We start from the raw sequence: 23,635 nt of genomic DNA, 5'->3' as shown, positions 1-23,635 counted from the left end.
TACTGCTGGTACTGCTGGTCCTGCCGGTACTGCTGGAAATACTGGTGCTGCTGGTACTTTCCGGTGCTGCCTGGTGCTTTCCTGGGCCGTCAATACTTCGGCATGGCCGGGTCCACCTGGCTGGCCCAGGCGTCCACGCCGCCGGTCAGGTTGTAGACCTTGGCGAAGCCCTGGCGCTCGAGGAAGCCCGCCACCTGCATGCTGCGCATGCCGTGATGGCAGATGCAGACGATGTCCGCGTCTTCGTCGAGTTCGGCGGCGCGCGCCGGGATCTGGCCCATCGGGATGTGGGTGATGCCGGGCATGGCGCAGGTCTGCACCTCCCAGCCTTCGCGCACGTCGAGCAGCACCGGTTGCGGGCGGCCGGCATCGGCCAGCCACTGCGCGAGTTCGGGAGCGTTGATGACCTGCATGTGGCTCGCCCCGTTCAGAAGTGGAAGCGCGAGGGCTGCTCGGCACCGCTCAGCGGCGTGACAGCGGTCTCGAACAGGTTGACGGTCTTGTACTCGGTCTCGCTCACGCGCGTGATGATCTGCGCTTCCATCGCGGGCAGCGCGCCCACGAAGGCGGCGATGCGGCCGCCGACCTTGACCTGCGACAGGATCGACGAGGGTACCGAGGGCAGGGCGCCGGAGATGCAGATCACATCGTAGGGTGCGCTGGCGGCCCAGCCGGCGGCGGCGTTGCCTTCGGCCACGTCGACATTGGTCACGCCGGCATCGGCCAGGTTCTTGCGGGCAAGCGCAGCCAGTTCCGGCAGGATGTCCACGGTCACCACGTGGCGCGCGCGGTGGGCCAGCAGGGCGGCCATGTAGCCGGAGCCGGCGCCGATCTCGAGCACCTGCTCGTGCTTGCGCACCGCCAGGTCCTGCAGGATGCGGGCCTCGACGCGCGGCGCCAGCATGTTCTGGCCGCCGGGCAGCGGGATTTCCATGTCGACGAAGGCCAGCGCGGCGTAAGCCTGCGGTACGAACTGTTCCCGCTTGACCACGGCCAGCAGGTCCAGGATTTCCTGGTCCAGCACATCCCACGGGCGGATTTGCTGTTCGATCATATTGAATCGGGCTTTCTCGAGATCCATCTTGCCATTCCTTCCAGTGCCAACCGCTTGTTCAGTTCTGAGTCCGGCCGCGCGGTGCCAGGGGCCGGGGAAATCCGTGAAACCTGCCATTTTAACCCCTTGCCAAGGCAGTTGCCGAAGCGCGTGACAGGAATTGTCGCCTCCATGCCGCAATCCGGCCCGGGAAGCGGCATTGCGGGCGACCGGCGGGGGCCGGGCCGTGGCCGCTGTCATTCGGCGCTGGCCGGCTCGCGCACCGGCACGTGGGGGCTATCCGCCGCCTGCGCGGCGGGCTTGCCGCGCCAGCGCCGCCCCAGCCAGGCGCTGAAATCGTCCAGGTAGGTGTAGATCACCGGCACCACCACCAGCGTCAGGATCGACGAGGTGATGATCCCGCCGATCACCGTCTGCCCCATCGGCGCGCGCTGCTCGGCGCCTTCGCCCAGGCTGAAGGCCAGTGGCACCATGCCGAAGATCATGGCCAGCGTGGTCATCAGGATGGGGCGCAGGCGCACGCGCGCGGCGGCCACCAGCGCGGCTTCGCGCGACATCGGCGGCTGGCCGTCGGCGCCACGCCGGGCCTGGTTGGCGAAGTCGACCAGCAGGATGGCGTTCTTGGTCACCAGCCCCATCAGCATGATGAAGCCGATGATGGAGAACATGTTCAGCGTGGAGCGGAACAGCAGCAGCGCCGCGAACACGCCGACCAGCGTGAGCGGCAGCGAGGTCATGATGGCGATCGGCTGGAAGAAGCTGGCGAACTGCGAGGCCAGGATCATGTAGATGAAGATCACCGCCAGCGCCAGCGCCGACACGGCGAAGCCGAACGATTCGTTCATCGACTTGGTGGAGCCGCCGAAGCGGTATTTGTAGCCCACCGGCCAGTTCATGCCGTCCAGCGCGGCCTTGACCTCGCGCGCCACTTCTCCCTGCGAGCGGCCCGCGGTGTTGGCGGTCAGTTCCACCTCGCGGCTGAGGTCGCGCCGGCTGATCTGGTTGGCCCCGGTGGTGGGCACCAGTTCGGCGATCTGGCGCAGCGGCACCATGCGTGGCGAGCCGTCGCTGCCCACCTGGCTGCTGGCGATCATCAGCCCGCTGAGGTCGGCCATGCCGGTGCGGGCGTCCTTGGGCAGGCGCACGCGCACGTCGTAGTTCTGGTCGTCGGGCGCGCGCCACGAGCTGATGGCGTCGCCGGCCAGCAACGGGCGCAGCGCATTGCCGATCTGCACGATGCCCACGCCGAGGTCCGACGCCAGCTCGCGGCGGATGCGGACCTCCACGGTAGGGCGGTCGTCCTTCATGCTGGAATCGAGGTCGGCCAGGCCGCGGACGGCATTCATGCGGCGGCTGGCCTCCAGCGAGAGGCGGCGCAGCGTCTCGAGATCGTCGCCCTGGATCGACACCTGCAGCGCCTTCTGCCCGCCCGCGCCATCGGGCATGCCGACCATGGTCAGGGTGATGCCGGCGATGCCCGCGAGCCGCTCGCGGATCATCGGGTTGAGCTGGGTGGTGGTGAGCTTGCGCATGCGCCGCTCGGTCAGCCGCACCGACACCAGCGCGTTGTTGCGGCCCGAGGTGTTGCCCGAGTTGATGGTGGCATAGGTATAGGCCACTTCCGGGAACGCCTTGAGCGCGGCCTCCACCTGCCTGACCTTGGCCTCGGTGACGGCGATCGACGTGCCCACCGGCGTGGTGAAGCCGACCTGGGTTTCGCCGAGGTCGGCGGCGGGCACGAACTCGGTGCCGATCAGCGGCACCAGCGCGAAGCTGCCGAAGAAGGTCGCCGCGGCGATGATGGCGGTGGCGAGGCGGTGCTTCAGTGCCCAGCCCAGCATGCTGCCATAGCCGTGGCCGAGCGCGTCCATGCGCGCCGAGAACCAGTCCAGCAGGCGGCCCACGGTGCGGCCGTACAGGCTCTTCTTGTTGCCCGTGCCGTGCAGGTCGGGGTCATGCCAGACCGACGACAGCATCGGGTCGAGCGTGAACGACACGAACATCGAGATCAGCACGGCCGCCACCACGGTGACGCCGAACTGATGGAAGAAGCGGCCGATGATGCCGCCCATGAAGCCCACCGGCAGAAACACCGCGACAATGGAGAAGGTGGTCGCCAGTACCGCCAGGCCGATCTCGTTGGTGCCGTCCAGCGCCGCCGCGCGATGGTCCTTGCCCATGAGGTTGTGGCGCACGATGTTCTCGCGCACCACGATGGCGTCGTCGATCAGCAGGCCCACGCACAGCGACAGCGCCATCAGCGTGATCACGTTGAGCGTGAAGCCGAACATGTACATCACGCCGAAGGTGCCGATCAGCGCGATCGGCAGCGTCAGCCCCGTGATCACCGTGCTGCGCCAGGAGCCGAGGAACAGGAAGACGATGGCCACGGTCAGCATGGCGCCTTCAAGCAGCGTCGAGCGGACTTCCTTGACGCTGCTGCGGATGCCGCGCGCGGCATCGTTGACCACGGTGAGCTGCACGCCCGCGGGCACCAGCTTGCGCACTTCGTTGGTCATCCTGATCAGGCCGTCGACGGTGTCCACGGTGTTCTGGCCCTGCGCCTTCACCACCGCGAGGAACAGCGCGCGCTTGCCGTCGAGCATGGCCAGGCTTTCCTGCTCTTCTTCGCCGTCGCGTACGTCGGCCACCTGCTCCAGCGTGACCGGCTGGCCGGCGCGGCGCGCCACGATGATCTTGCGGAAGGCGTCCGGCGTGAGCATGCGGCCCTTGATCTGCACCACCGTCTCGGTGGAGGTCGAGCGCAGTTCGCCAGCCGGCAGCTCCTGGTTCTCGTTGCGGATCGCGTCCATCACCTGGTTCACGCCGATGCCGAGTGCTTCGAGCTGGGCCGGGCGGATGCGGATCTCGACTTCGCGCTTGGTGCCGCCGACGAGGCTGATGGCGCCCACGCCGCGCACGGTTTCCAGGCGCTTGCGCACGATCTGGTCGGCGATCGTGGTCAACTCCCGCTGCGTGCGCTCGGCGCCCGGCGCGTTGGACACCGACAGGTAGAACACCGGCGCGTCGGACGGGTCGTAGCGCAGCACGCGCGGGTCCTTCACCTCGTCGCGGAACTGCGGGCGGATCAGCGCGATCTTGTCGCGCACGTCCTGCGCGGCCTGGCCGACGTCGACAGAGAGATCGAACTTGATCACCACCACCGAGGTGCCCTGGTAGGAGTGCGAAAAGATCTCGTCGATGCCGGAGATGGTGTTGACGATCTCCTCGATCTTGCGGGTGACGTCCGACTCCACCGATTCGGGCGCGGCGCCGGGATACTCGGTCTGCACCACCACGATGGGAAAGGTGATGTCCGGAAACTGGTCGACCGACAGCCGCTGGTAGGAGAACAGCCCCACCACGACGAAGGCCATCATCATCATGGTGGCCAGCACCGGGTTATGGATTGACAGGCGAGTGAACCACATGGCGGGCGCCCTATGCCTTGACCAGCTTGACGCGGCTGCCCGCGCGCAAGGTGCCGAGGTTGTTGCGCACCACCTGTGCGCCGGCCGACAGGCCGCCGGCGATCTCTACCAGCCCGCGCTCGTCGTCGCGGATGCCGGGCTTGACCTCTCGCTCGGCCAGCATGCCGTTCTCCACGGTGTAGACGAAGGCGCGCTCGCCGTCGCTGCGGATCGCGGTGGCCGGCACCGCCACCACGCCCGCGTGCTGGCCCAGCACCAGCGCGCCCTGCGCGAACATGCCGGCGCGCAGGCGGGCGCCGGGATTGTCCACGCGCACATAGACCATGATGCTGCGCGAGCCGGGCRCGGCCGAGGGATTGATGCGCACCAGCCTGCCTTCGAAGCGGCCGCTGCCTTCCACGTCGAGCCGCACGGCCTGGCCGATGGCGGCGCGCGCCACGTCGGCGGTCGGGATCGGCGCCTCCAGCTCCAGCGAGCGCAGGTCGACGATGTCGACCAGGCGCGTATCCGGCGAGACCTTCTCGCCCGGCTGCACCGCGCGCGCCGCCACCAGGCCGTCCAGCGGCGCCTTGACCACGGTATCGGCCAGCGCCTTCTGCGCGACGTCGAGCCCACCCTGGGCGGCATCGAGGTTGGCGCGCGCCACGTCGAGATTGCTCTGGTAGTTGTCGAATGCCGTCTTGGAGATGAAACCCTTGGCAACCAGCTCGCGGTTGCGCTCGAAGGTCTGCTTAGAGTTCTCGTACTGGCCGCGCGCCGCCAGCATCTGGCCGCGCGCCTGGGCTACCTTGGCCTGGTATTCGGTGGCGTCGATGCGCACGATGACCTGGCCGGCGCGTACGGCCTCGCCCTCGCGCACCAGCACTTGCTGCACCTCGCCCGAGACCTTGGCCTTGACCGAGGCCTGGTTGAGCGCGCGCAGCCCGCCCGACAGCGGCAGTGCAACGCGGAGATCCTGCGTGGCGGCTTCGGCCAGGTCGGAGTGGAGGAATTCCACCAGGCCTGGCGCGGCCGGCTGCACGGCCGCCGGGGCCGTGGCCGGCTTGCCGGTGCCGTTCTTGCGCACGGCCGCGGTGGCGCTGAGCACCGCGATCACGGCCACCGCGGCGAACGTGCCAATCAGTATCTTTGTGCGTCGGGTCATGCTGTCTCCGGCGGCCGCGCCGGAGAGTCCGCCGCGTCCTGCTGCGCTTGCGCTCGTGCGAGCGCTTCTAGTTGTTCTTGCCGTATCCGCTCCCAGACGTAGGGGCCGACCTTCGGCGGCAGCGGCGTATCGCGCGCGGCGCCGGTGGTGAGCCCGAACAGCAGCATCTGGAGCAGGTTGTCGATAAAGGCCTCGGGGTCGATCACGATGCTCGACGAAGCCCCGARGCCGCGTTGCCACAACACCAGGAACACCAGCGGCGCGCAGATCAGCGCGCTGTTGGGGTTGGCCGGCACCGCGCGCAACTCCCCGCGTGCCGCGCCTCGCGCCAGCACGCGCGCGAACAGCTCGTCGCCCGGTACCGTCACCTCCTCGTGGTAGAAACGGGCGATGTCGGGGAAGTGATTCGCCTCCGCCAGGACCAGCCTGGTCAGGCCTGCCACCGAGGTGGCGCCGATCAGGCCCCACCAGCCGCGCAGCAGTTCGCGCAGCAGCTCGGCGGTGGTGCCTTCGAAGGTCTCCACCAGGTCGACGCCCCGGGCCAGCGCCGGCCCCAGGTTCTCCCGCACCACGGTCTTGAACAGCTCTTCCTTGTTGGCAAAGTACAAATACACCGTGCCCTTGGACACACCTGCGGCGGCCGCGACATCTTCCAGGCGGGTGGCCGCATAGCCTCGCTCGACAAACAGTTCGAGCGCCGCGGCCACCAGTTCCTGCGGGCGCGCGGCCTTGCGGCGGGCCCAACGCTTGGGATTCGCCTCGGCCTTGTTCTGGTCTTGGGACTTGTTCACTGGGGCGCTGCGCACCTATGCCGGTGCGTTCTCCGCGGATTTTGCCAATAAATAACTCTTGGGTCAGTAATGTAGTGGAGTGGATTGGGGCGGTCAAGCTGGGGCATTCACGGTCTGGCGCCGCGGGCATGGGGCACAATACGGCCTGCCGGACGCCCGTCCGCGCCTGAACCTTTGCCATGTCCGTCCAGTCTGAACTTTCCTGCCGCCCGGATTGTGGCGCTTGTTGCACTGCGCCCTCCATTACGTCACCCATTCCGGGCATGCCGCACGGCAAGCCCGCCGGCGTGCCGTGCGTGCAGCTGCTGCCGGATCGCCGCTGCGCGATCTTCGGGCAGCCTTCGCGGCCGGCGTTCTGCGCCGGCCTCAAGCCCGCCGCCGACATGTGCGGCGACTCGCGGGGGCAGGCGCTGGCATGGCTGGCGCGGCTGGAGGCCGCCACGGCGCCCGCGCCGGCTGCCATTGCCCGCTGAACCGCAAAGGAAACCAACCCATGGTCATGATGAATCGCCGGCGCTGGCTGGCAGCAAGCGGTGCTCTCGCGTTCGCCGCGGCACTGGCGGGCTGCGCCATGTTCGGCAACGACTACACCTTCTCGCAAAGCCAGCTGCAGGCAGCGCTGGAGCGCAAGTTCCCATTCAACAAGCGCTATATGGAGCTGTTCGACATCCAGCTCGCCAACCCGCGGCTCACGCTCGACCCGGAGCGCAACCGCGTGAACGTGCAGTTCGATGCGACCATCGACAACCGCCTGTTCTTCGGCCAGCCGCTGACAGGGCGCTTCGCGCTCGATAGCGGCCTGCGCTACGACCCGCCCAGCCGCTCGCTGGTGCTGCAGGATCCGCAGGTCCAGCAGTTCGACATCGGCGGCCTGCCGGCGCAGTTCACGCGCCAGCTCAATGCGCTGGGCGGCATCCTCGCCGAGCAGCTATTGCAGGGCTATCCGCTCTATACCTTCCGTCCGGATCAGCTGCGCCTTGCCGGCTCCAGTGTCGAGCCCGGTACAATCACCGTTTTGCCCAACGGGATCAACGTCAAGATCAACCGTCCGTGAGTGCGCGTGCGCGCATGACGGGCGCGCGGCCAACGGTGGTCCGTACCCTGCGGCTTCCTTTTTTCCTTTTTCGTTTTCCTTCGCCCCACCAATCAGCATGGATATTGCGCTCGCCCTGAAAGCCGTGATCCTCGGCATCGTCGAAGGACTGACCGAGTTCCTGCCCATCTCCAGCACCGGCCACCTGATCCTGGCTGGCCAGTTGCTCGACTTCAACGACGAAAAAGGCAAGATCTTCGAAATCGTGATCCAGTTCGGCGCCATCCTGGCGGTGTGCTGGGAATTCCGCCGCCGCATCACCACCGTGGTGGGCGGCCTGGCCACCGACGAGAAGGCGCGACGCTTCGCCGTCAACGTGATCGTCGCCACGGTGCCGGCGATCGTGCTGGCGCTGGTGTTCGGCAAATGGATCAAGGCGCATCTGTTCAACCCGGTCACCGTGGCCACCGCCTTTATCGTCGGCGGCGTGGTGATCCTGTGGGCCGAATGGCGCGAGGCGCATCGCGGCCGGGTCTCCCACCCCGCAGGCAATGCCCTGCTGGAGGCCGCCAAGGCCGGCGCGCCGCGCATCGAGTCGGTGGATGACCTCAACTGGCGCGACGCCATCAAGGTGGGCCTGGCGCAATGTTTCGCGCTGATCCCCGGCACCTCGCGCTCCGGCGCCACCATCATCGGCGGCATGCTGTTCGGGCTGTCGCGCCAGGTGGCGACCGAGTTCTCGTTCTTCCTGGCGATCCCGGTGATCTTCGGCGCCACGGTGTACGAGCTTTACAAGGCGCGCGCGCTGCTGTCCGCCGACGATCTCGGTGTGTTCGGCGTCGGCTTCGTGTTTGCCTTCCTGTCGGCCTTCCTGTGCGTGCGGTGGCTGCTGCGCTTCGTGGCCACCCATGACTTCAAGCCGTTCGCCTGGTACCGGATCGTCTTCGGCGTGATCGTGCTGGTGACCGCCTACACGGGACTGATCGCCTGGCACGCCTGATCGCGCCAAGCCGCGGCCGCGCCTGGCCGTTCACGCGGGGCGCGACGCAAACAAGAAAGGCGTGGCCACTGGCCACGCCTTTTCTATTGGGCAAGCGGCCAGGCCTCAGGCCCGCTTGCGGAATACCACGTCCCACACGCCATGGCCGAGCCGCACGCCGCGGCGTTCGAACTTGGTGACGGGGCGGTAGTCAGGCCGCGGCGCAAAGCCGCCGGCCGCATCCGACGTGTTCTCCAGCGCCGGTTCGCCCGACAGCACTTCCACCATCTGGTGGGCATATTCTTCCCAGTCGGTCGCGCAGTGCAGGTAGCCGCCCGGCTTGAGCCGGCTGGCCAGCACCTTCACCAGGGGCGCCTGCACCAGGCGGCGCTTGTTGTGGCGCTTCTTGTGCCAGGGGTCGGGGAAGAAGATATGGATGCCATCCAGGCAGCCGTCGGTCAGCATATGCGCGATGACCTCGACCGCATCGTGCGGCATGATCCGCACATTCCCGATGCCGCGCTCGCCGATCAGCTTGAGCAGGGCGCCCACGCCGGGCTCGTGCACCTCGCAGCCCAGGAAGTTGTCCTGCGGCCGCAACTGCGCGATATGCGCGGTGGTTTCGCCCATGCCGAAACCGATTTCCAGGATCGCCGGCGCGACGCGCCCGAAGGTGGCTTCCCAGTCCAGCGGCTGCGGCGCGTAGGGCAGGATAAAGCGCGGGCCGAGGTCATCGATGGCGCGCTGCTGCCCGGTGGAGGTCCGCCCGGCGCGGCGCACGAAGGAGCGGATGCGGCGCGGATGCGCCACGGCGGCGGCCTGGTCGGGCGCGTTGCCGGCCTCGTCGGCTGGCGTGGGGTCGGAACTGGGGTCTTGGGGAAGCATGGCAACAAAAAAGCCGCCGGGCGAAGCCTGATCGGTCAGTGACCAGGTGGCGAAGGCGGCTCGTATCAATCCGAGGTGGAGCGGGCGATGGGAATCGAACCCACGTCTTTAGCTTGGGAAGCTAAGGTAATGGCCATTATACGACGCCCGCAAGAGCCGGGATTTTACGCGGGATTCAGGCGGGAGCGCAAGCGGTGGAAGTGGGCGCGGCATGCGAAAGTGGATGCACTGCAACTCGGCTTGCTGGGTGCGCTGGCATCATTTTGGGCGGCGATGGAGGGCGGAATCCGGCATGCGTGTGCATGGCAATGTCCGCACCCTGTCCTTGCGATCGTAAGGCTGCGGAGAGGGAACTCCCATCTTTGTAGAGATGGTTCGGCATTTGAGGCTCGGCCGTAGAGGCCGACTATGCCTTTTCTATCGCGACCCACCACCTGGCAATCTGCTTCCCGGTGCGAATGGGTACTTTCGACCCGAAACGGGCGTCAACTCTGCTACCGGCGAATGGCCGCTGTTGCCATGCGTGCCCAGTTACTAGGCCTGGCCGTCCGGCCGACCGCTGACGGTCTGGTACGGGCCATCTGTTCCATCATCATTCGGTCAAGCACGAGGGTTTTTCGGAAAGCCCCTCCTATTCTCCATCGGGTGCGCGCTCCTTGAGGGTGGCTAGGGCGTCCATCAATCGCTTGGCATTCAGTTCATCCTCGACATAGATCTGCGCCAATGTCCGGCCGCCGGATGATCGAGGCTCGACCACGAACCAGTTACGCTTGCTGAACAGGCGCGTTTCAGCAATCGATCGGTAATATAGCCTGGTGGCTTTCCGAATGGACGTGGTAGTAACAGATGTCAAGCCAGGAGCGGACACAGCTCTGGCGCCGCTCCCGAACTCCACATACCGGTCCGTGACCTGGACTGACTCCGGACGCTTCTTGTCTGGCTGCTCGTACAGCACGCGCTCCACAATGACCTGAGGATTGCTGACGGTGGCGGGTTGGTAATCAATGCGGGTAGCACAGGCAGCCAACAGTAGGATCGGAACGAGTAAGCAGGTTCTCATAGCAGTGAGCGGAAGTTCGGGCGCAATTCTGAGTGGATTCTTGCGGGTTGTCACGCTTGTTAGGCGAGCAACTCCAGCATCCGCGTCTTTTACAATTGGAAGCGGCTATATCCAGCAGCCAAGAGCGCGGCACCTGCTTGCGACGAGTCGCGGTGGCGTGCGAGCCGCGCCTAACCCGTCGGGGAAAGCGGCCATTCGACACGGATGACGGTATGACTGTTCCTGGCCCGGACTCGGCTGCGAATGGCGACCGGCTCAGACCGCCCCGCTTCTGCCTCTGTGCGCCTCGGTAACCCTCCCATTTCTAGCAGTCTCTGGAAGTTGAGGCTAGGCCACGATGGCCGATCGTTGTTTCGGGTCATGCCGCCGAGCGCCATGTTCGGGCGCTCGTGATTGTAAGACCATAGCCATTTGGTGGCGTAATCCTGGAAGTCGCGGGCTGTCTCAAACAGTTAGTGCGCCAAGATGTACGGCGGCAATCCATGTACCCTGAGGGACACTCTTCCCGGATTTTTCCGGGACGTTACCCTGGCACCTTCTTCAGGTAGGCGGGTGCGTGGGGCGGGAGTCGGGATCACGCGGCGTGAACCGCCATGCGCGCCGCTACCGGTGCCGCCCCCTGCGCCCGCGGCTCCCGGGCGCCGTCGCCGATCCGGAACACGGCCACCGCCGCCGACAGCCTGCGTGCCTGCTCTTCCAGCGACCCGGCGGSCGCTGCGGCCTGTTCGACCAGCGCCGCATTCTGCTGGGTGACCTCATCCATCTGGGTGACCGCGACGTTGACCTGGTCGATGCCGGAGCTCTGTTCGGCGGCGGCGGCGGCGATCTCGTTCATGATGCCGCTGACGCGGGCGATGGCGCTGACGATCTCGGCCATGGTGGCGCCGGAGCGCTCGACCAGTCCGGCGCCCGCTTCCACGCGTGCGGTGGAGGCGTCGATCAGGCCCTTGATCTCTTTGGCGGCGCCGGCGCTGCGCTGCGCGAGCGAGCGCACCTCGCTGGCGACCACCGCGAAGCCGCGGCCCTGTTCGCCGGCACGGGCGGCTTCGACCGCGGCGTTCAGGGCCAGGATATTGGTCTGGAAGGCGATGCTCTCGATCACGCCGACGATCTCTCCGATCTTGCGCGAGTCGCCGACGATATGCTGCATGGTGCCGACCACCTGCTGCGTGAGTTCGCCGCCCTGGGCGGCCAGCCCCGAGGCGCCTTGCGCGAGATGGCTGGCCTGCCTGGCGTTCTCGGCGGTCTGTTTCACGGTGGAAGTGAGTTCTTCCATGCTGGCGGCGGTCTGTTCCAGCGATGCGGCTTGTTCTTCGGTGCGTTGGGAGAGATCGGTGTTGCCGGCGGAGATCTCGCGCACGCCGACGTTGATTGATTCGGTGCCGCCGCGCACGGTGCCGACCGTTTCGATCAGCGACGCCTGCATCTTCTGCAGGCCGGCGCTGAGCTTGCCCATCTCATTGTCGCTGTCGACCGGGACATGGCCGGTCAGGTCCCCGCTGGCGATGCGATTGAACTGCGCGATGGCGGCGTTGACCGGATCGACGATGGCGCGCATCAGCGCGGCACGCCCGAGCCACGACAGCAGCAGCGCGGCGGCGAGGCCGATGGCCACTGCCATGCTGACCGCCTTGAAGCGTTCCTGCGCCTCCTGGTAGCGCTGCGCGCCGCGCTCGAGCTGGAGCTTCTCCAGTGCCAGCATGGCCTTCTCATACGCACTGTAGAGCGGCGGCAGCTTGTGCGCCTGCTGCTGCAGGAAGGCTGGCTTGTCGCCTGCCTTGAGCGCCGCGAGCGCCGGCTCGACGCCTTCGCCGAGGAACCTGGCGCGCTTGTCCTGCATGTCCTTGATCAGGCGTTGCTCCTCGTCGCCGTTGCCGGCGCCGGCAAGGTAGTGCGCCTGGCGTTCGTTGGAGGCCTTCAGGTATTGGTCGGAGCGCTTGAGCACGGCGCTGGCGCCTTCCTGGTCGTTGAGCTCGGTGAGCGAGGCGTAGGTCGCGAGCGCCAGGCGCAGGCGCAGCAACTGCCCGGCGCTGCCTTCCAGGTCTGCCACCGCGGGCGTGTCGACGGTGTACATCTGCTTGAGCGATTCATTGCCCGCGCGCATGGACAAGAGTCCCGCCGCGGCCCCGACCACCAGGGCGAAACCGAAAAAGGCGACCATGAGGCTGAGATAGCCTCGGATGGACAGGTGCTTCAGCATTGTCTTCCTCTCGTTGAGTATGGCACTCGGCTTCCGTGTCGCCTGCACATGCGCCGGCGCATAGCACGGAGAACGCCTCTGATCATGGGGCGCTATTTCGGTCAACGGCGGGCCGGCGGAAAACTTGAAGCGGGAGGGCGTTGCCTCGTGCCGACGATGCGGAAGGCGGTCAGGCCACGATGCGCAGGCGGCAGGTCGCGGTTTCTTCCTGGCCGGGCGCGAGCCAGCGCAGGCCGGTGCCATGATGGATGGCATCGGGCAGGCCCAGCCATGGTTCCACGCAATAGAAGTCGGAATCGGCGTGCTCGGACCACGTGGTGACCGCGAACCAGGGGGCCGTCGCCGGAGCGGCGGCGACGTCAAGCTCGATCGCCAGCTTGCGCCCGCGCGGCGCCGTGGCGTCGGGCGGGATGGCAAGGGTGCAGGCGCGCGGCGCCGTGTGCGGCTCGCGCAGGACGTGGAAGGCGTCCTGCAGGCGGGAATCGTCGAGCCGATAGGCCGGAGCGCCGGGGCCGAGGTCCTCGGGCGAGCCGTCGGCGCGCTGGCGCATGCGCCGCGCGTCGGGCATATCCAGCACGGTGGCGCCGCGCACTTCGTGGGCGACGGCAAAATAGAAATGGTGGCCCGCGTAATACGGCAGCGGCTGCGCACCGGTATTGCGTGTGCGCAGCGTGGCCTCGATGCCGTCCTCGAGCAGGCGGTAGCCGGCCTCGAACGCGAATTCGAACGGATAGCCCGCGCGCGTCGCGTCGCAGGCTTGCAGTGTCATCGCGATGCGCCGGTCTGCCTCGTATTGCGAGACCGCGAACGGCAGGTCGCGAGCGAAACCGTGATTGGGCAGGGCGCGCACTTCGCCGCCGGCATCGCGCCACGCGCCCGGCACGCCATCGACAAAGTGCCGGGCAATGAACGGAAACAGCAATGGATTGCCGCCGCGCACGCGGGAAGGCTGGGACCAGTCGGCGCCGTCCGGCCAGAACAGGATGTCTTCGCCGCGATGCACCCAGCGCACCAGGCGTGCGCCCGCGTGCGGCGCGAGCAGCAGGTAATCATCCTGCCCGCCTACGCGGACCAGGTCCTGACCTTGGAAATTCGTGAGTGCGACGGCTTGCATGCGGTGTATCGTGTCCGGTGAGGGGACGACGAGAATGACGAGGGCAACGGCGCATCATAACCGGCATGGCACCGGCACCGCACCGGTGCCGGCTCCCGGCGAGCCGGGACGTTGCACGCCCTGCGCGAGTGCATGCGGCGGATTGCGCAAGGCAACCGCGGCGGGCACGGAGCCGGGCGCTTCACATTCGTCGCCGCGTTCGACCTTTGCCGCGCTGGCGCGGATGTTGCGTCGCCACGCAGCGCGTTCTCTCCCTAGCGAAAGGAGCTTGTCATGGCCGAGTCCACCAGCAAGTCCGGCAGCGCAACCGCCGGCGAGCCCGCCGCGGATTTTTCTCCCACGCGCTTCTCCCATGTGCGTCCGCAGGATACGGCCTTCGTCGACCAGGGCCTGCGCGACTTCTTCCTCTACCGCGACCTCGGCGTGGCCGATGCCACCGGCGGCAAGCTGCTGGTACAGCTCGTCAAGGCCAACCTCCCGCCCGAGCAGGGCACCGGCTGGCACCGGCACCAGGCGGCGTTCCATGTGGTGCTGATGCTCAAGGGCTGGGCGCGCTTCATGTACGAAGACAAGGAAACGCTGGTAGCCGCCGGCGACTGCGTGCACCAGCGTCCCGGCATCACGCACTACCTGTTCGACTATTCGCCCGACATGGAATACCTGGAGATCGTGGGGCCGGCCGACTTCGGCACGGTCGATGCCGAGGGTCCGTGCGCGGTGCCGCCGGTGACGCCATGGCCGGCGGACCGCACCGCCGCCTAGGAAGGAAGGGGCCCCTTCACCCGCTCATGTGCACGGTGTTGCGCACCAGCGGATAGACCTGCGCATCCCAGCGCTTGCCGTTGAACACGCCGTAGTGGCCGACACCGGTCTGCACATGATGCATGCGCATATAGGGCCGCAGGCTTTCGCACAGGTCCTGCGCGGCCATGGTCTGCCCGATGGCGCAGATATCGTCGCGCTCGCCTTCCACGGTCAGCAGTACCGTACGGTGGATGGCGCGCGCGTTCACGCGGCGGCCGGCCACGTCGAGCAGCCCCTGCGCCAGCAGGAAGCGCTGGAACACCATGCTCACGGTCTCGAGATAGAACTCGGCGCTGAGGTCCATGGTGGCGAAGTATTCCTCGTAGAACGTCTGGATCGCGTCGGCGCGCTTGTGCTCGCCGTTGGCGCGCAGGTCGTAGAGATCGCGGAAGGCTTGCTGGTGGCGCTCGCTGTTCATGCTCATGAAGGCCATGAGCTGCACGAAGCCGGGGTAGACCCGGCGCATCGCGCCGGCGAAGCGTAGCGGCACATGGCTGGTGAGCGAATTCTCGAACCACTCGATCGGCTGGCTGGTGGCCAGTTCGTTGACCTTGGTCGGGTTGATGCGCGCGTCGATCGGGCCAGCCATCAGGGTCAGGCTGGGCGGCTGCGCCGGGTCGTTGTCTTCCGCCATCAGGGCCACCGCCGCCAGCGCCGCCACGGTGGGCTGGCACACCGCCATCAGGTGCGTGCCGCCGCCGAGCACGTGCAGGAAGTCGATCAGGTGCTGGACGAATTCGTCAAAGCCGAAACGGCCGTGCATCAGGGAGATATCGCGCGGGTTGTGCCAGTCCGTGATGTAGACGTCATGGTCGCGCAACATGGTCTGCACCGTGCCGCGCAGCAGCGTGGCAAAGTGGCCAGACATCGGCGCGACCAGCAGCACGCGCGGCTGCCTGCTCACGCCGTGCTTGCGAAAACGCAGCAGTGAACAGAACGGCGTGCGCGCGGTGACTTCTTCCGTGACCTGCATCGGCACGCCATCCACGGTGACGCTGTCGATGCCGAAGGGCGGGCGGTGGTGCGTCAGCCGGCTCAACGCCAGCACCTCGCAGGCTGCGCGCGTGGCACGCATGGGATCGCAGCCAGCCATGCGTGGATTGGCGGCCAGCGACACCGCAATCATGTCGGCCAGGCCGCAGGCAGGCTGCATGAGGTCCGCGTAGCTCTGGTACACCTGATACAGCATGGCCGCCCCCCTTGTTATGCATTGACTTCATTCGCCGCAATATGCGTGCCACGGCGTATTGTTGGCATGAGGCTTGCGGGCTTGGGCCTGTGGAATGGCGGGTGACCTGTTCTGGTTCGTTTGCGGCGTGCACGCCGCGTGCGGCAAAGGCCCGCATCGCTGCTGCACCAGCGTGGCTTCATGCTGGTGCGGCCAGGCGCACCGCGCAGGTGCGGCGTCTTTTGTAGCGTATCCGGCGCGCGCGCAAGCAGGCGGACCGTGCCGCGATGCTCGCACCCGCGATGTACTACAACGTCATAGTAGAAGCAGCGGCCCGCGGCACATAGCAAGACATTGCAGCGGCATTGCATGGCGATACGCGGGGCGTGATTTGCACCAGAGGCAAACGAGCCGGCCCGCTGCGCAACGGCTCATCGGACTGGCAAGGAGGCGCGATGGCAAAGACGACCCTCACCATCAGCAGCAAGACATATTCGTCGTGGTCCCTGCGCGGCTGGCTGCTCGCGCGTTTCGCGGGGCTCGAGTTCGAAGAAGTGCTGGTGCCGCCGGACGACGCCGCGGCGCGCGCGGAAATCCTGCTGCTGTCGCCGTCGATCCTCGTGCCCCGCCTGTTCCACCAGGGCGTGACGGTGTGGGACACGCTGGCCATTGCCGAGTATCTCAACGAGATCAGCCCCAAGGCCGGGCTGCTGCCCGACGATCGCGCCGCGCGCGCGCACTGCCGCGCCATCTGCGGCGAGATGCATTCCGGCTTTGCCGCCATGCGCTCGGCCTTGCCGATGAACCTCAAAGGCCATTTTCCCGGCTTCAAGGTGTGGTCGCGCGCGCAGGCGGACATCGATCGCATCACGCAGATCTGGACCGAGTGCCTGACGCAATACGGCGGCCCCTTCCTGTTCGGCAAGCGCACCATGGCCGATGCGATGTACGCGCCGGTGGTGACGCGTTTCCTGACCTACGGCGTCGAGCTCGATCCGCAGCCGGTAGCCTACTGCAAGGAGATCCTCGCCATGCCCGAACTGCAGGAGTGGATCGCGCAGGCGCGCAAGGAACCGGACGAAATCAGCGAGCTTGAAGTGGAATTCTGAACGAGCGCTCTGCGCGCGCCGCAAAGCAAGGCGCCGGGCCGCAGCGACTGCGGCCCGGCGCCTCGCGCTTTCAGGCCGCCGCGGATGTGCCGGCGCGCGCGGCCAGGAAGCCTTCGGCGTAGGCGAAGTACCAGTCGAGCGTGTCCGGGTTGGCCATGGCGTCGCGATTGGCGATCTTGTCCGGGGCATGGCCAAGCAGCAGCTTCTTGATCGGCACTTCCATCTTCTTGCCCGACAGCGTGCGCGGCACGCCCGGCACCTGCAGGATCTCGTTGGGCACATGGCGCGACGACAAGGCGCTGCGGATGCGTGCGCGCATGGTCTCGCGCAGCGTTTCGTCCAGCACCAGCCCTTCGCGCAGCACCACGAACAACGGCATATAGGAATCGCGGCCGAGGTATTCGAGGTCCACCACCATGCTGTCGAGCACTTCCGGCAAGTCTTCCACCACGCGGTACAGCTCGCTGGTACCCATGCGGATGCCGTGCCGGTTGATGGTGGCGTCCGAGCGGCCATAGATGATGGCGCCGCCGTGCGCGGTGATCTTGATCCAGTCGCCGTGGCGCCACACGCCGGGGTAGGTGTCGAAGTAGCTGTCGCGGTAACGCTTGCCGTCGGCGTCGCCCCACAGGAACAGCGGCATCGACGGCATCGGCGCGGTGCAGACCAGCTCGCCGACTTCATCGATCAGCGCATGCCCGGCTTCGTCGAATGCTTCCACGCGCGCGCCCAGGCAGCGGCATTGCATCTCGCCAGAGTACACCGGCAGGATCGGGCACCCGGCCACGAAGGAGCCGGCGAAATCGGTGCCGCCGCTCATCGGCGCCAGCCAGATGTCGCTGCGCACATGGCGGTAGATCCAGTCGTAGGCCTCGGCCGGCAGCGGCGAGCCGGTCGAGCCGAGCGCGCGCAGCCGTGACAGGTCCGCCACGCGCGCGGGCTCGATGCCAGCCTTCATGCCGGCCGTGAAGAAGGCCGCACCCGCGCCGAAGGCAGTAACGCCCGCGGCCTCCACGAAGCGCCACAGCACGCCGGCGTCCGGGTAGGCGGGGTTGCCGTCGTAGAGCGCGATGGTGGTGCCCAGCAGCAGTCCCGCCACCTGCGCGTTCCACATGATCCAGCCGCTGCTGCTGTACGAGTGGAAGACATCGTCCGGGCCGAGGTTGTTGTGGAATGCCATGAGCTTGAGCTGCTCGATGACGATGCCGCCGTGGCCGTGCACGATGGGCTTGGGCATGCCGGTGGTGCCGGACGAGTAGACGATCCACAGCGGGTGATCGAACGGCACCGGCTCGATCGCCAGCGCCACGCGATGCGCCAGCACCGCCTGCCAGGCGTGGCGGCGCATGCCGGCGGGCAGCTCGACGTGGCTGGCCTGCCCGCGTGCCGGCAGCAGCACGATGTCGGTCAGCGAGGGCAGGGCGGCGGCCAGGTCGGCCAGCACCGGCGCGCGGTCGAAGTACTTGCCGCCGTACTGGTAGCCGTCCACGGCGATCAGCACCTTGGGCTCGATCTGGCGGAAGCGGTCGGTCACGGCCACCTGGCCCATGTCCGGGGCGCAGCCAGACCAGATCGCGCCGAGGCTGGCGGTGGCCAGGAAGGCGACCACGGTGGCGGGAATATTCGGCAGGTAGCCCGCCACTCGGTCGCCGCGCGTCACCCCCATGGCGCGCAGCGCGTGGGCGAGCGAGGCTACCTGTGCCTCGAGCGCATCCCAGCTCAGGTCTGTCACGCCGACGGCTTCGCCGGCAGAACGGATGGCGGCGCGCTGGCGCGCGGTGCCGCTGCCTGCGTGGCGGAACACCTGTTGCACGTAATTGAGGGTGGCGCCCTCGAACCAGCGTGCGCCGGGCATGGCGGGATCGCCGAGCACGCGTGCGGGCTCGGTGTCGAAGCGCAGGTCGAAGTAGGCGCGGATGGCGTCCCAGAAGGCTTCGAGGTCGGTTACCGACCATTGCCACAGGGCCGCGTAACCGTCAAAAGCGAGGCCGCGCTCGCTCGCCAGCCAGCGCATGAAGTGCGCGATATGGCTGTCGTCGCGGAACGCCGGCGACGGCGTCCACATCAGTCTCCCTTCTTCAAGGGTGGTCATGTCTCCTCCTCGGGTCCGTCTTTCGCGGACGTGCGGATGGTTGGGTCTTGGCTCGGTGCCGCGGCGGCAGCGCTGCCGCGTGCGGCTTTGCATGATCTTACATGCTGCGTCCCTTTGCGCTGGCGCGGTCCTCGAAAAGCGAGTCCCACAGGCCATCTATGCGCGCCTTCACCGCATCGTCCATGCGGATCGGGCGGCCCCATTCACGGGTGGTCTCGCCCGGCCACTTGTCGGTCGCGTCGATGCCCATCTTGGAGCCGAGCCCAGAGACCGGGGACGCGAAATCGAGGTAGTCGATCGGCGTGTTGTCGACCAGCACCGTGTCGCGCGACGGGTCCACGCGCGTGGTGATGGCCCAGATCACTTCCTTCCAGTCGCGCACGTCGACGTCGTCGTCCACCACCACGATGAACTTCGTGTACATGAACTGCCGCAGGAAGCTCCACACGCCGAACATCACGCGCTTGGCATGGCCGGCGTACTGCTTCTTCATGCGCACCACGGCCATGCGGTAGCTGCAGCCCTCGGGCGGCAGGTAGAAGTCGGTGATCTCCGGGAACTGCTTCTGCAGCAGCGGCACGAACACTTCGTTCAGCGCGACGCCCAGGATGGCCGGCTCGTCGGGCGGCTTGCCGGTATAGGTGGAGTGGTAGATCGGGTCGCGCCGCATGGTGATGCGGTCGATGGTGAAGACCGGGAACCAGTCCTGCTCGTTGTAGTAGCCGGTGTGGTCGCCGTAAGGGCCTTCGAGCGCATGCTGGTAGCCGCTGGGATGGTTCGGGTCGGGCTGGATATGGCCTTCGAGCACGATCTCGGCCGAGGCCGGTACGCTCAGTTCGGACAGCGTCGGCGTGATGCAGCCCGCCAGGGCGGTGCGGCTGCCGCGCAGCAGCCCGGCGAACTGGTACTCGGACAGGGTGTCCGGCACCGGCGTGACSGCGCCSARGATGGTGGCGGGATCGGCGCCCAGCGCCACCGCGATCGGGAACGGCTTGCCCGGACTGGCGAGCGCGTGTTCACGGAAATCCAGCGCGCCGCCGCGATGGGCCAGCCAGCGCATGATGACCTGGTTGCGGCTGATGACCTGCTGGCGGTAGATGCCCAGGTTCTGGCGCTTCTTGTGCGGGCCCTTGGTAACCACCAGGCCCCAGGTGATCAGCGGCGCGGCATCCTCGGGCCAGCAGGTCTGGATCGGCAGCCGCGCCAGGTCCACGTCGTTGCCTTCCCAGACCACCTCCTGGCAGGCCGGGCTGCCGACGCGCTTGGGCGCCATGTCCCACACTGACTTGGCCAGCGTGAAGAGCTTGCCGGCTTCGCGCAGGCCGCGCGGCGGCTCAGGCTCCTTGAGGGCGGACAGTACGCGGCCGATGTCGCGCAGGTCGGCCAGGCTTTCTGCGCCCATACCTAGCGCAACCCTGCGTGTCGTGCCGAACAGATTGGCGAGCACGGGCACGCTATAAGTGTGTCCAGGCCGCCGGGGATCGCTCGGGTTTTCGAACACGACTGCCGGTCCTTCTGCCCGCAACAACCTGTCGCAGATCTCAGTCATTTCCAGGTTGGGCGACACCGGCGCGCCGATTCGCTTCAGTTCGCCAAGGCCTTCCAGTTGGCCGATGAAATCGCGCAAGTCGTTGTATTTCATAGTGAATTGTGTTGATGCCCAGGCGCGGCGACGCGCTTCTTCGGGCAGTGAGTGCGTGTTAATCATCACATGGGCACGGCGAGACGCAAATAAATCGCCCTGTTTTACATGCCCAAATTGTAAATTTTTTTGCCTTGTCCACTGCGGCGGCGATAGCCCCGATGCTTTACCAGCACTGACTTTGCCCCAATCCACGGCATGTCAAAGTGATGGAAAGGACTTTGTTACATATAGCTTTTAGTTATTATTTTGCCAAACGTTATTCTTGACGAGGTATAAAAGCGTTCCTACAATCCGGTTCTGCTCGTTGGAGTGTTGCGTTGCAGCACATTTTTTTCGGCCCTGTCAAGGGGCTGGTGAAGAATCATCCATATCTGATCATCTAAGCGGAATCGCCTGAGCAAGGGCGGATCCGGATCGACTGCCCCGGCGCTGACCGGGTGCATTGAGTAGTTCGCGGCAGGGCAGGCTCCCCCAAGAGCCTACCCTGTTTCCCGTTGGGCGCATGGGGAGCGCCCACCAACAGGTGCTGGCAGCCTTTGCTGGGCAGTGCAGCATCCTTACTTTGAGTACGCGGTCATCGGCGTGGTGCGTTTCGGCGCGGCACGATGCGGACGGCGGATGGAGGTAAGTATGAGTGGTTGGAAAACCCTTCATCTTCCCGGTGTCGGACGGGCATTGCAGGTCCGTTTCAGACAACCGGTTCCCGGGGTGAGTCGGGCATTGCAGGTCCGTCTCGCACACCGGGTCGCCGGCCGCGCCTTCCGGGGTGGCCGCGCAACACTGAAGTACGCCCTGAACAGTCTCGGGGTGGTGTCTGTAGTCGCAGCGGTATCGCTGGCTGTCAGCCAGGAATGGCGTACTGCACTGGCCGGCGCGCTGGCCGGTGAGGAAGCGCCTGCGGTGCTGATGGAAGCCGCGGTGCCGGCCGCCACGGCCGACGTGGCCGCGGCCAAGCTCGGCCTGGCGCCGTCGCCGATGCTGTCCAAGGCCGCGGGCCTGCCGACGGTGTCCGGCACGGACGACTGGGGCCAGCAGCCGGCCGGCAAGGTGCCCTCCGTGGCCCACCTGGCCGCGCAGATCCCGGCACAGCGCGTAGCGCTGGACGCCCGCAACCCGGCCACGCTGGGCAGCGCGCGCGAACAGGCCGTGGTGGCGGACTATATTGCCCGCAAGTACCGCGTGGCAGCCCAGGCAACCGTGCAACTGGTGAAGGCCGCGTACCTGACCGGCCGCGAGGTCGGTATCGATCCGCTGCTGATCCTGGGCGTGATCGCCATCGAGTCCAGCTTCAACCCATATGCCGAGAGCGGCGTGGGCGCGCAGGGCCTGATGCAGGTCATGACCAAGGTCCACCAGGACAAATACGAGGCCGTGGGCGGCGTGGCAGCCGCGCTCAACCCGTACGCCAATATCAAGATCGGCGCGCTGGTGCTGAAGGACTGCATCGCCCGTGCCGGTTCGCTCGAAGGCGGCCTGAAGTTCTACGTGGGTGCGACCAGCAACACCGATGGCGGCTATGGCGCCAAGGTGCTGGCCGAGCGGGCCCGCCTGCGCCAGCTCCCGGGCGTGCGCAGCGCGCCGGAGCCTGCCAAGCCGGAAGTCACGGCCGACGCCGATGCCAAGGCGCAGGCCCAGGCGGTGCACAACCAGGGTACCGCCGGCGACAAGCTGGAAGCCGCGGGCAATGTGCCCAAGAGCGCCTGATACGTCGCCTGGCCATGCATCGACAAGAAAAGCACCCCTCGGGGTGCTTTTCTGCTTTTTGCTCTTTGCTTTTTGCTTTTCCCGCCGCGCGCCAGCGCGGCCGGGCAGCGGGCAAGGCGTCAGGCGAAGAACTTGCGCAGCCGCGCCATGGCTTCCTCGATGTTTTCCATCGAGGTGGCGTAGGAGATGCGGATATAGTCGCTGGCCGTGTACGGCCCGAAGTCCTGTCCGGGCACCATGACCACGCCGGCATCGCGCAGCATGGCCTGGGTCAGGCTGTCGGCGTTGCCGGCGGCGGGGTGGTTGACGCCGCGGCAGTCCGCATAGATATAGAAGGCGCCGTCCGGCTTGACCGGCACCCGCAGCCCGATGGATTCCAGCGCCGGCACGACGGCATCGCGGCGGCGGCGGAACTCTGCCTTGCGCGCATCGTAGATGGCCAGCGCCTCGGGCGTGAAGCAGGCCAGCGCGGCATGCTGGGCGACCGCAGAGGCGCAGATGAACAGATTCTGCGCCACCTTCTCGAAGGCCTCGACCAGTTCGTCGGGCACCACCAGCCAGCCCAGGCGCCAGCCAGTCATGTTGAAGTACTTGGAGAAGCTGTTGACGGTGATCACGTCGTCATCCAGGCTCAGCGCCGACACCGGCGGCGCGTCATAGGACAAGCCCTGGTAGATCTCGTCGACGATGGCGAAGCCCTGGCGGGCGCGCACGGCCTTGAGGATGCGATCGAGTTCGGCCGGCAGGACCGAGGTGCCGGTCGGGTTGGAGGGCGAAGCCAGCAGCACGCCGCGCGTCTGCTCGCCCCAGTTGGCCTCGACCTGGTCGGCCGTGAGCTGGAAGCGCTGTGCCGGACCGCTAGGAATCATCTTCGCGCGGCCGTCGAAGGCTGCCACGAAATGGCGGTTGCACGGGTAGCTGGGATCCGGCATCAGCACCTCGGCGCCGATTTCGACCAGCACCGCGCAGGCCAGCAGCAGCGCGCCGGAGGCACCCGCCGTGACGATCACGCGGCGCGCGGGGATGTCGATCCCGTAGGTGGTCTTGTAGTAGCCGGCGATGGCCTCGCGCAGCGGCGCGATGCCGAGGGCGCCCGTGTACTGGGTGACGCCGCGCCGCATGGCCGCCTCCGCCGCCTTCAGGACGGGCTCGGCCGCCGTAAAGTCAGGCTCGCCGATGCCCATGTGGATGATGTGCCGCCCGGCACGTTCCAGGTCGGCAGCCTGCTTGGCCAGCTCCATCACGTGGAAGGCGTCGATATTGGCGAGGCGGGAGGCGGTGGCGAGGCGCTGCAGGTCCATGGCGGAAAAGGCTCGGTTGAGGGCGCGGTTGGCCCCGTAGTCGGTTCGGGTGCGGGAGCACAGGCTCCAGCTCAAGTAAAAACACCCGCCTGAAGCGGGTGTCGTTGTGGCAGGCGCGGGC

General features: G+C 67.0%; 19 protein-coding genes and 1 tRNA gene. 6 read left to right on the top strand and 14 right to left on the bottom strand.

What is annotated here, in order from left to right:
- Positions 1 to 89 precede the first annotated feature (89 nt).
- The 5 genes from AC1DK4_RS12160 to AC1DK4_RS12140 all read right to left on the bottom strand — a co-directional run bounded on the left by AC1DK4_RS12160 (position 90) and on the right by AC1DK4_RS12140 (position 6,420).
- Positions 90 to 413 (bottom strand): rhodanese-like domain-containing protein, encoded by a 324-nt coding sequence (locus AC1DK4_RS12160; RefSeq protein ID WP_441613256.1) that lies wholly within the window; start codon positions 411 to 413, stop codon positions 90 to 92.
- A gap of 14 nt (positions 414 to 427) precedes the next feature.
- The gene (locus tag AC1DK4_RS12155) at positions 428 to 1,081 is read right to left on the bottom strand and encodes a protein-L-isoaspartate O-methyltransferase family protein (protein WP_441613255.1); all 654 of its coding nucleotides are present in this window, start codon (positions 1,079 to 1,081) and stop codon (positions 428 to 430) included.
- 209 nt (positions 1,082 to 1,290) lie between these two features.
- Complete coding sequence (locus AC1DK4_RS12150; RefSeq protein WP_441613254.1) at positions 1,291 to 4,485, bottom strand: efflux RND transporter permease subunit; 3,195 nt, start codon at positions 4,483 to 4,485, stop codon at positions 1,291 to 1,293.
- A gap of 10 nt (positions 4,486 to 4,495) precedes the next feature.
- Positions 4,496 to 5,629 carry an efflux RND transporter periplasmic adaptor subunit gene (locus AC1DK4_RS12145; protein WP_477131551.1) on the bottom strand — a complete coding sequence of 378 codons (1,134 nt, stop codon included), beginning with the start codon at positions 5,627 to 5,629 and terminating at the stop codon, positions 4,496 to 4,498.
- Positions 5,626 to 6,420, bottom strand: a complete 795-nt coding sequence (locus AC1DK4_RS12140) for a TetR/AcrR family transcriptional regulator (protein ID WP_477131550.1) — start codon at positions 6,418 to 6,420, stop codon at positions 5,626 to 5,628. The genes AC1DK4_RS12145 and AC1DK4_RS12140 overlap by 4 nt, the downstream gene beginning before the upstream one ends.
- A gap of 179 nt (positions 6,421 to 6,599) precedes the next feature.
- On the opposite strand from AC1DK4_RS12140, the gene AC1DK4_RS12135 reads away from it, so the two are divergent.
- The 3 genes from AC1DK4_RS12135 (at position 6,600) to AC1DK4_RS12125 (ending at position 8,453) form a co-directional block, all read left to right on the top strand.
- Entirely contained in the window at positions 6,600 to 6,893 is a 294-nt protein-coding gene (locus tag AC1DK4_RS12135; protein ID WP_441613251.1) for a YkgJ family cysteine cluster protein, read from the top strand.
- Positions 6,894 to 6,913: 20 nt separating this feature from the next.
- Positions 6,914 to 7,474, top strand: a complete 561-nt coding sequence (locus AC1DK4_RS12130; RefSeq protein WP_441613250.1) for a DUF1439 domain-containing protein — start codon at positions 6,914 to 6,916, stop codon at positions 7,472 to 7,474.
- Between the two features lie 97 nt (positions 7,475 to 7,571).
- Positions 7,572 to 8,453 carry an undecaprenyl-diphosphate phosphatase gene (locus AC1DK4_RS12125; RefSeq protein ID WP_441613249.1) on the top strand — a complete coding sequence of 294 codons (882 nt, stop codon included), beginning with the start codon at positions 7,572 to 7,574 and terminating at the stop codon, positions 8,451 to 8,453.
- 105 nt (positions 8,454 to 8,558) lie between these two features.
- Here the strand turns inward: AC1DK4_RS12125 and trmB are convergent, their stop codons facing one another.
- From trmB to AC1DK4_RS12100, 5 genes are all read right to left on the bottom strand, one after another.
- Positions 8,559 to 9,317: a tRNA (guanosine(46)-N7)-methyltransferase TrmB gene (gene trmB, locus AC1DK4_RS12120; protein WP_441613248.1), complete on the bottom strand. Its 759-nt coding sequence runs from the start codon at positions 9,315 to 9,317 to the stop codon at positions 8,559 to 8,561.
- 76 nt (positions 9,318 to 9,393) lie between these two features.
- Positions 9,394 to 9,468, bottom strand: a tRNA-Gly gene (locus AC1DK4_RS12115).
- 480 nt (positions 9,469 to 9,948) lie between these two features.
- Entirely contained in the window at positions 9,949 to 10,431 is a 483-nt protein-coding gene (locus AC1DK4_RS12110) for a hypothetical protein (protein WP_441613247.1), read from the bottom strand.
- A gap of 520 nt (positions 10,432 to 10,951) precedes the next feature.
- Positions 10,952 to 12,577 carry a methyl-accepting chemotaxis protein gene (locus AC1DK4_RS12105; RefSeq protein WP_477131549.1) on the bottom strand — a complete coding sequence of 542 codons (1,626 nt, stop codon included), beginning with the start codon at positions 12,575 to 12,577 and terminating at the stop codon, positions 10,952 to 10,954.
- Between the two features lie 169 nt (positions 12,578 to 12,746).
- On the bottom strand, positions 12,747 to 13,691 hold the full coding sequence (locus AC1DK4_RS12100) for an aldose epimerase family protein (protein ID WP_441613245.1): 945 nt from the start codon (positions 13,689 to 13,691) through the stop codon (positions 12,747 to 12,749).
- Positions 13,692 to 13,964: 273 nt separating this feature from the next.
- Between AC1DK4_RS12100 and AC1DK4_RS12095 the strand changes: the two genes are divergently transcribed.
- Entirely contained in the window at positions 13,965 to 14,453 is a 489-nt protein-coding gene (locus AC1DK4_RS12095; RefSeq protein ID WP_441613244.1) for a cupin domain-containing protein, read from the top strand.
- 16 nt (positions 14,454 to 14,469) lie between these two features.
- Here the strand turns inward: AC1DK4_RS12095 and AC1DK4_RS12090 are convergent, their stop codons facing one another.
- Positions 14,470 to 15,684, bottom strand: coding sequence for a polyhydroxyalkanoate depolymerase (locus AC1DK4_RS12090; RefSeq protein WP_441613243.1), 1,215 nt, complete (start codon positions 15,682 to 15,684; stop codon positions 14,470 to 14,472).
- Positions 15,685 to 16,118: 434 nt separating this feature from the next.
- Between AC1DK4_RS12090 and AC1DK4_RS12085 the strand changes: the two genes are divergently transcribed.
- The gene (locus tag AC1DK4_RS12085; RefSeq protein WP_441613242.1) at positions 16,119 to 16,772 is read left to right on the top strand and encodes a glutathione S-transferase family protein; all 654 of its coding nucleotides are present in this window, start codon (positions 16,119 to 16,121) and stop codon (positions 16,770 to 16,772) included.
- A 70-nt stretch (positions 16,773 to 16,842) separates the two neighbouring features.
- Here AC1DK4_RS12085 and AC1DK4_RS12080 read toward each other — a convergent pair whose 3' ends face one another.
- Together AC1DK4_RS12080 and ubiD are read right to left on the bottom strand one after the other, a co-directional pair.
- Positions 16,843 to 18,864, bottom strand: a complete 2,022-nt coding sequence (locus AC1DK4_RS12080) for an acetoacetate--CoA ligase (protein ID WP_477131548.1) — start codon at positions 18,862 to 18,864, stop codon at positions 16,843 to 16,845.
- 97 nt (positions 18,865 to 18,961) lie between these two features.
- Positions 18,962 to 20,506 carry a 4-hydroxy-3-polyprenylbenzoate decarboxylase gene (gene ubiD / locus AC1DK4_RS12075; protein WP_477131547.1) on the bottom strand — a complete coding sequence of 515 codons (1,545 nt, stop codon included), beginning with the start codon at positions 20,504 to 20,506 and terminating at the stop codon, positions 18,962 to 18,964.
- A gap of 633 nt (positions 20,507 to 21,139) precedes the next feature.
- Between ubiD and AC1DK4_RS12070 the strand changes: the two genes are divergently transcribed.
- Positions 21,140 to 22,213: a lytic transglycosylase domain-containing protein gene (locus tag AC1DK4_RS12070; protein WP_441613239.1), complete on the top strand. Its 1,074-nt coding sequence runs from the start codon at positions 21,140 to 21,142 to the stop codon at positions 22,211 to 22,213.
- Between the two features lie 119 nt (positions 22,214 to 22,332).
- Here the strand turns inward: AC1DK4_RS12070 and AC1DK4_RS12065 are convergent, their stop codons facing one another.
- Positions 22,333 to 23,514: a pyridoxal phosphate-dependent aminotransferase gene (locus AC1DK4_RS12065; RefSeq protein ID WP_441613238.1), complete on the bottom strand. Its 1,182-nt coding sequence runs from the start codon at positions 23,512 to 23,514 to the stop codon at positions 22,333 to 22,335.
- Positions 23,515 to 23,635 lie beyond the last annotated feature (121 nt).

The sequence above is a fragment of the Cupriavidus sp. 05N38 genome, assembly GCF_056397345.1.
The sequence above is the reverse complement of the archived record's forward strand: the minus strand, read 5'-3'. Positions and strand labels throughout refer to the sequence as shown.

Bases quoted from the DNA above. Each gene is read 5' to 3' on its own strand.
- AC1DK4_RS12090 (WP_441613243.1), bottom strand. From the start codon at position 15,684: ATGCTGTATCAGGTGTACCAGAGCTACGCGGACCTCATGCAGCCTGCC.
- AC1DK4_RS12095 (WP_441613244.1), top strand. From the start codon at position 13,965: ATGGCCGAGTCCACCAGCAAGTCCGGCAGCGCAACCGCCGGCGAGCCC.
- AC1DK4_RS12155 (WP_441613255.1), bottom strand. From the start codon at position 1,081: ATGGATCTCGAGAAAGCCCGATTCAATATGATCGAACAGCAAATCCGC.
- AC1DK4_RS12125 (WP_441613249.1), top strand. From the start codon at position 7,572: ATGGATATTGCGCTCGCCCTGAAAGCCGTGATCCTCGGCATCGTCGAA.
- AC1DK4_RS12130 (WP_441613250.1), top strand. From the start codon at position 6,914: ATGGTCATGATGAATCGCCGGCGCTGGCTGGCAGCAAGCGGTGCTCTC.
- AC1DK4_RS12160 (WP_441613256.1), bottom strand. From the start codon at position 413: ATGCAGGTCATCAACGCTCCCGAACTCGCGCAGTGGCTGGCCGATGCC.
- AC1DK4_RS12070 (WP_441613239.1), top strand. From the start codon at position 21,140: ATGAGTGGTTGGAAAACCCTTCATCTTCCCGGTGTCGGACGGGCATTG.
- AC1DK4_RS12085 (WP_441613242.1), top strand. From the start codon at position 16,119: ATGGCAAAGACGACCCTCACCATCAGCAGCAAGACATATTCGTCGTGG.
- AC1DK4_RS12100 (WP_441613245.1), bottom strand. From the start codon at position 13,691: ATGCAAGCCGTCGCACTCACGAATTTCCAAGGTCAGGACCTGGTCCGC.
- AC1DK4_RS12135 (WP_441613251.1), top strand. From the start codon at position 6,600: ATGTCCGTCCAGTCTGAACTTTCCTGCCGCCCGGATTGTGGCGCTTGT.
- trmB (WP_441613248.1), bottom strand. From the start codon at position 9,317: ATGCTTCCCCAAGACCCCAGTTCCGACCCCACGCCAGCCGACGAGGCC.
- AC1DK4_RS12150 (WP_441613254.1), bottom strand. From the start codon at position 4,485: ATGTGGTTCACTCGCCTGTCAATCCATAACCCGGTGCTGGCCACCATG.
- AC1DK4_RS12065 (WP_441613238.1), bottom strand. From the start codon at position 23,514: ATGGACCTGCAGCGCCTCGCCACCGCCTCCCGCCTCGCCAATATCGAC.
- AC1DK4_RS12080 (WP_477131548.1), bottom strand. From the start codon at position 18,864: ATGACCACCCTTGAAGAAGGGAGACTGATGTGGACGCCGTCGCCGGCG.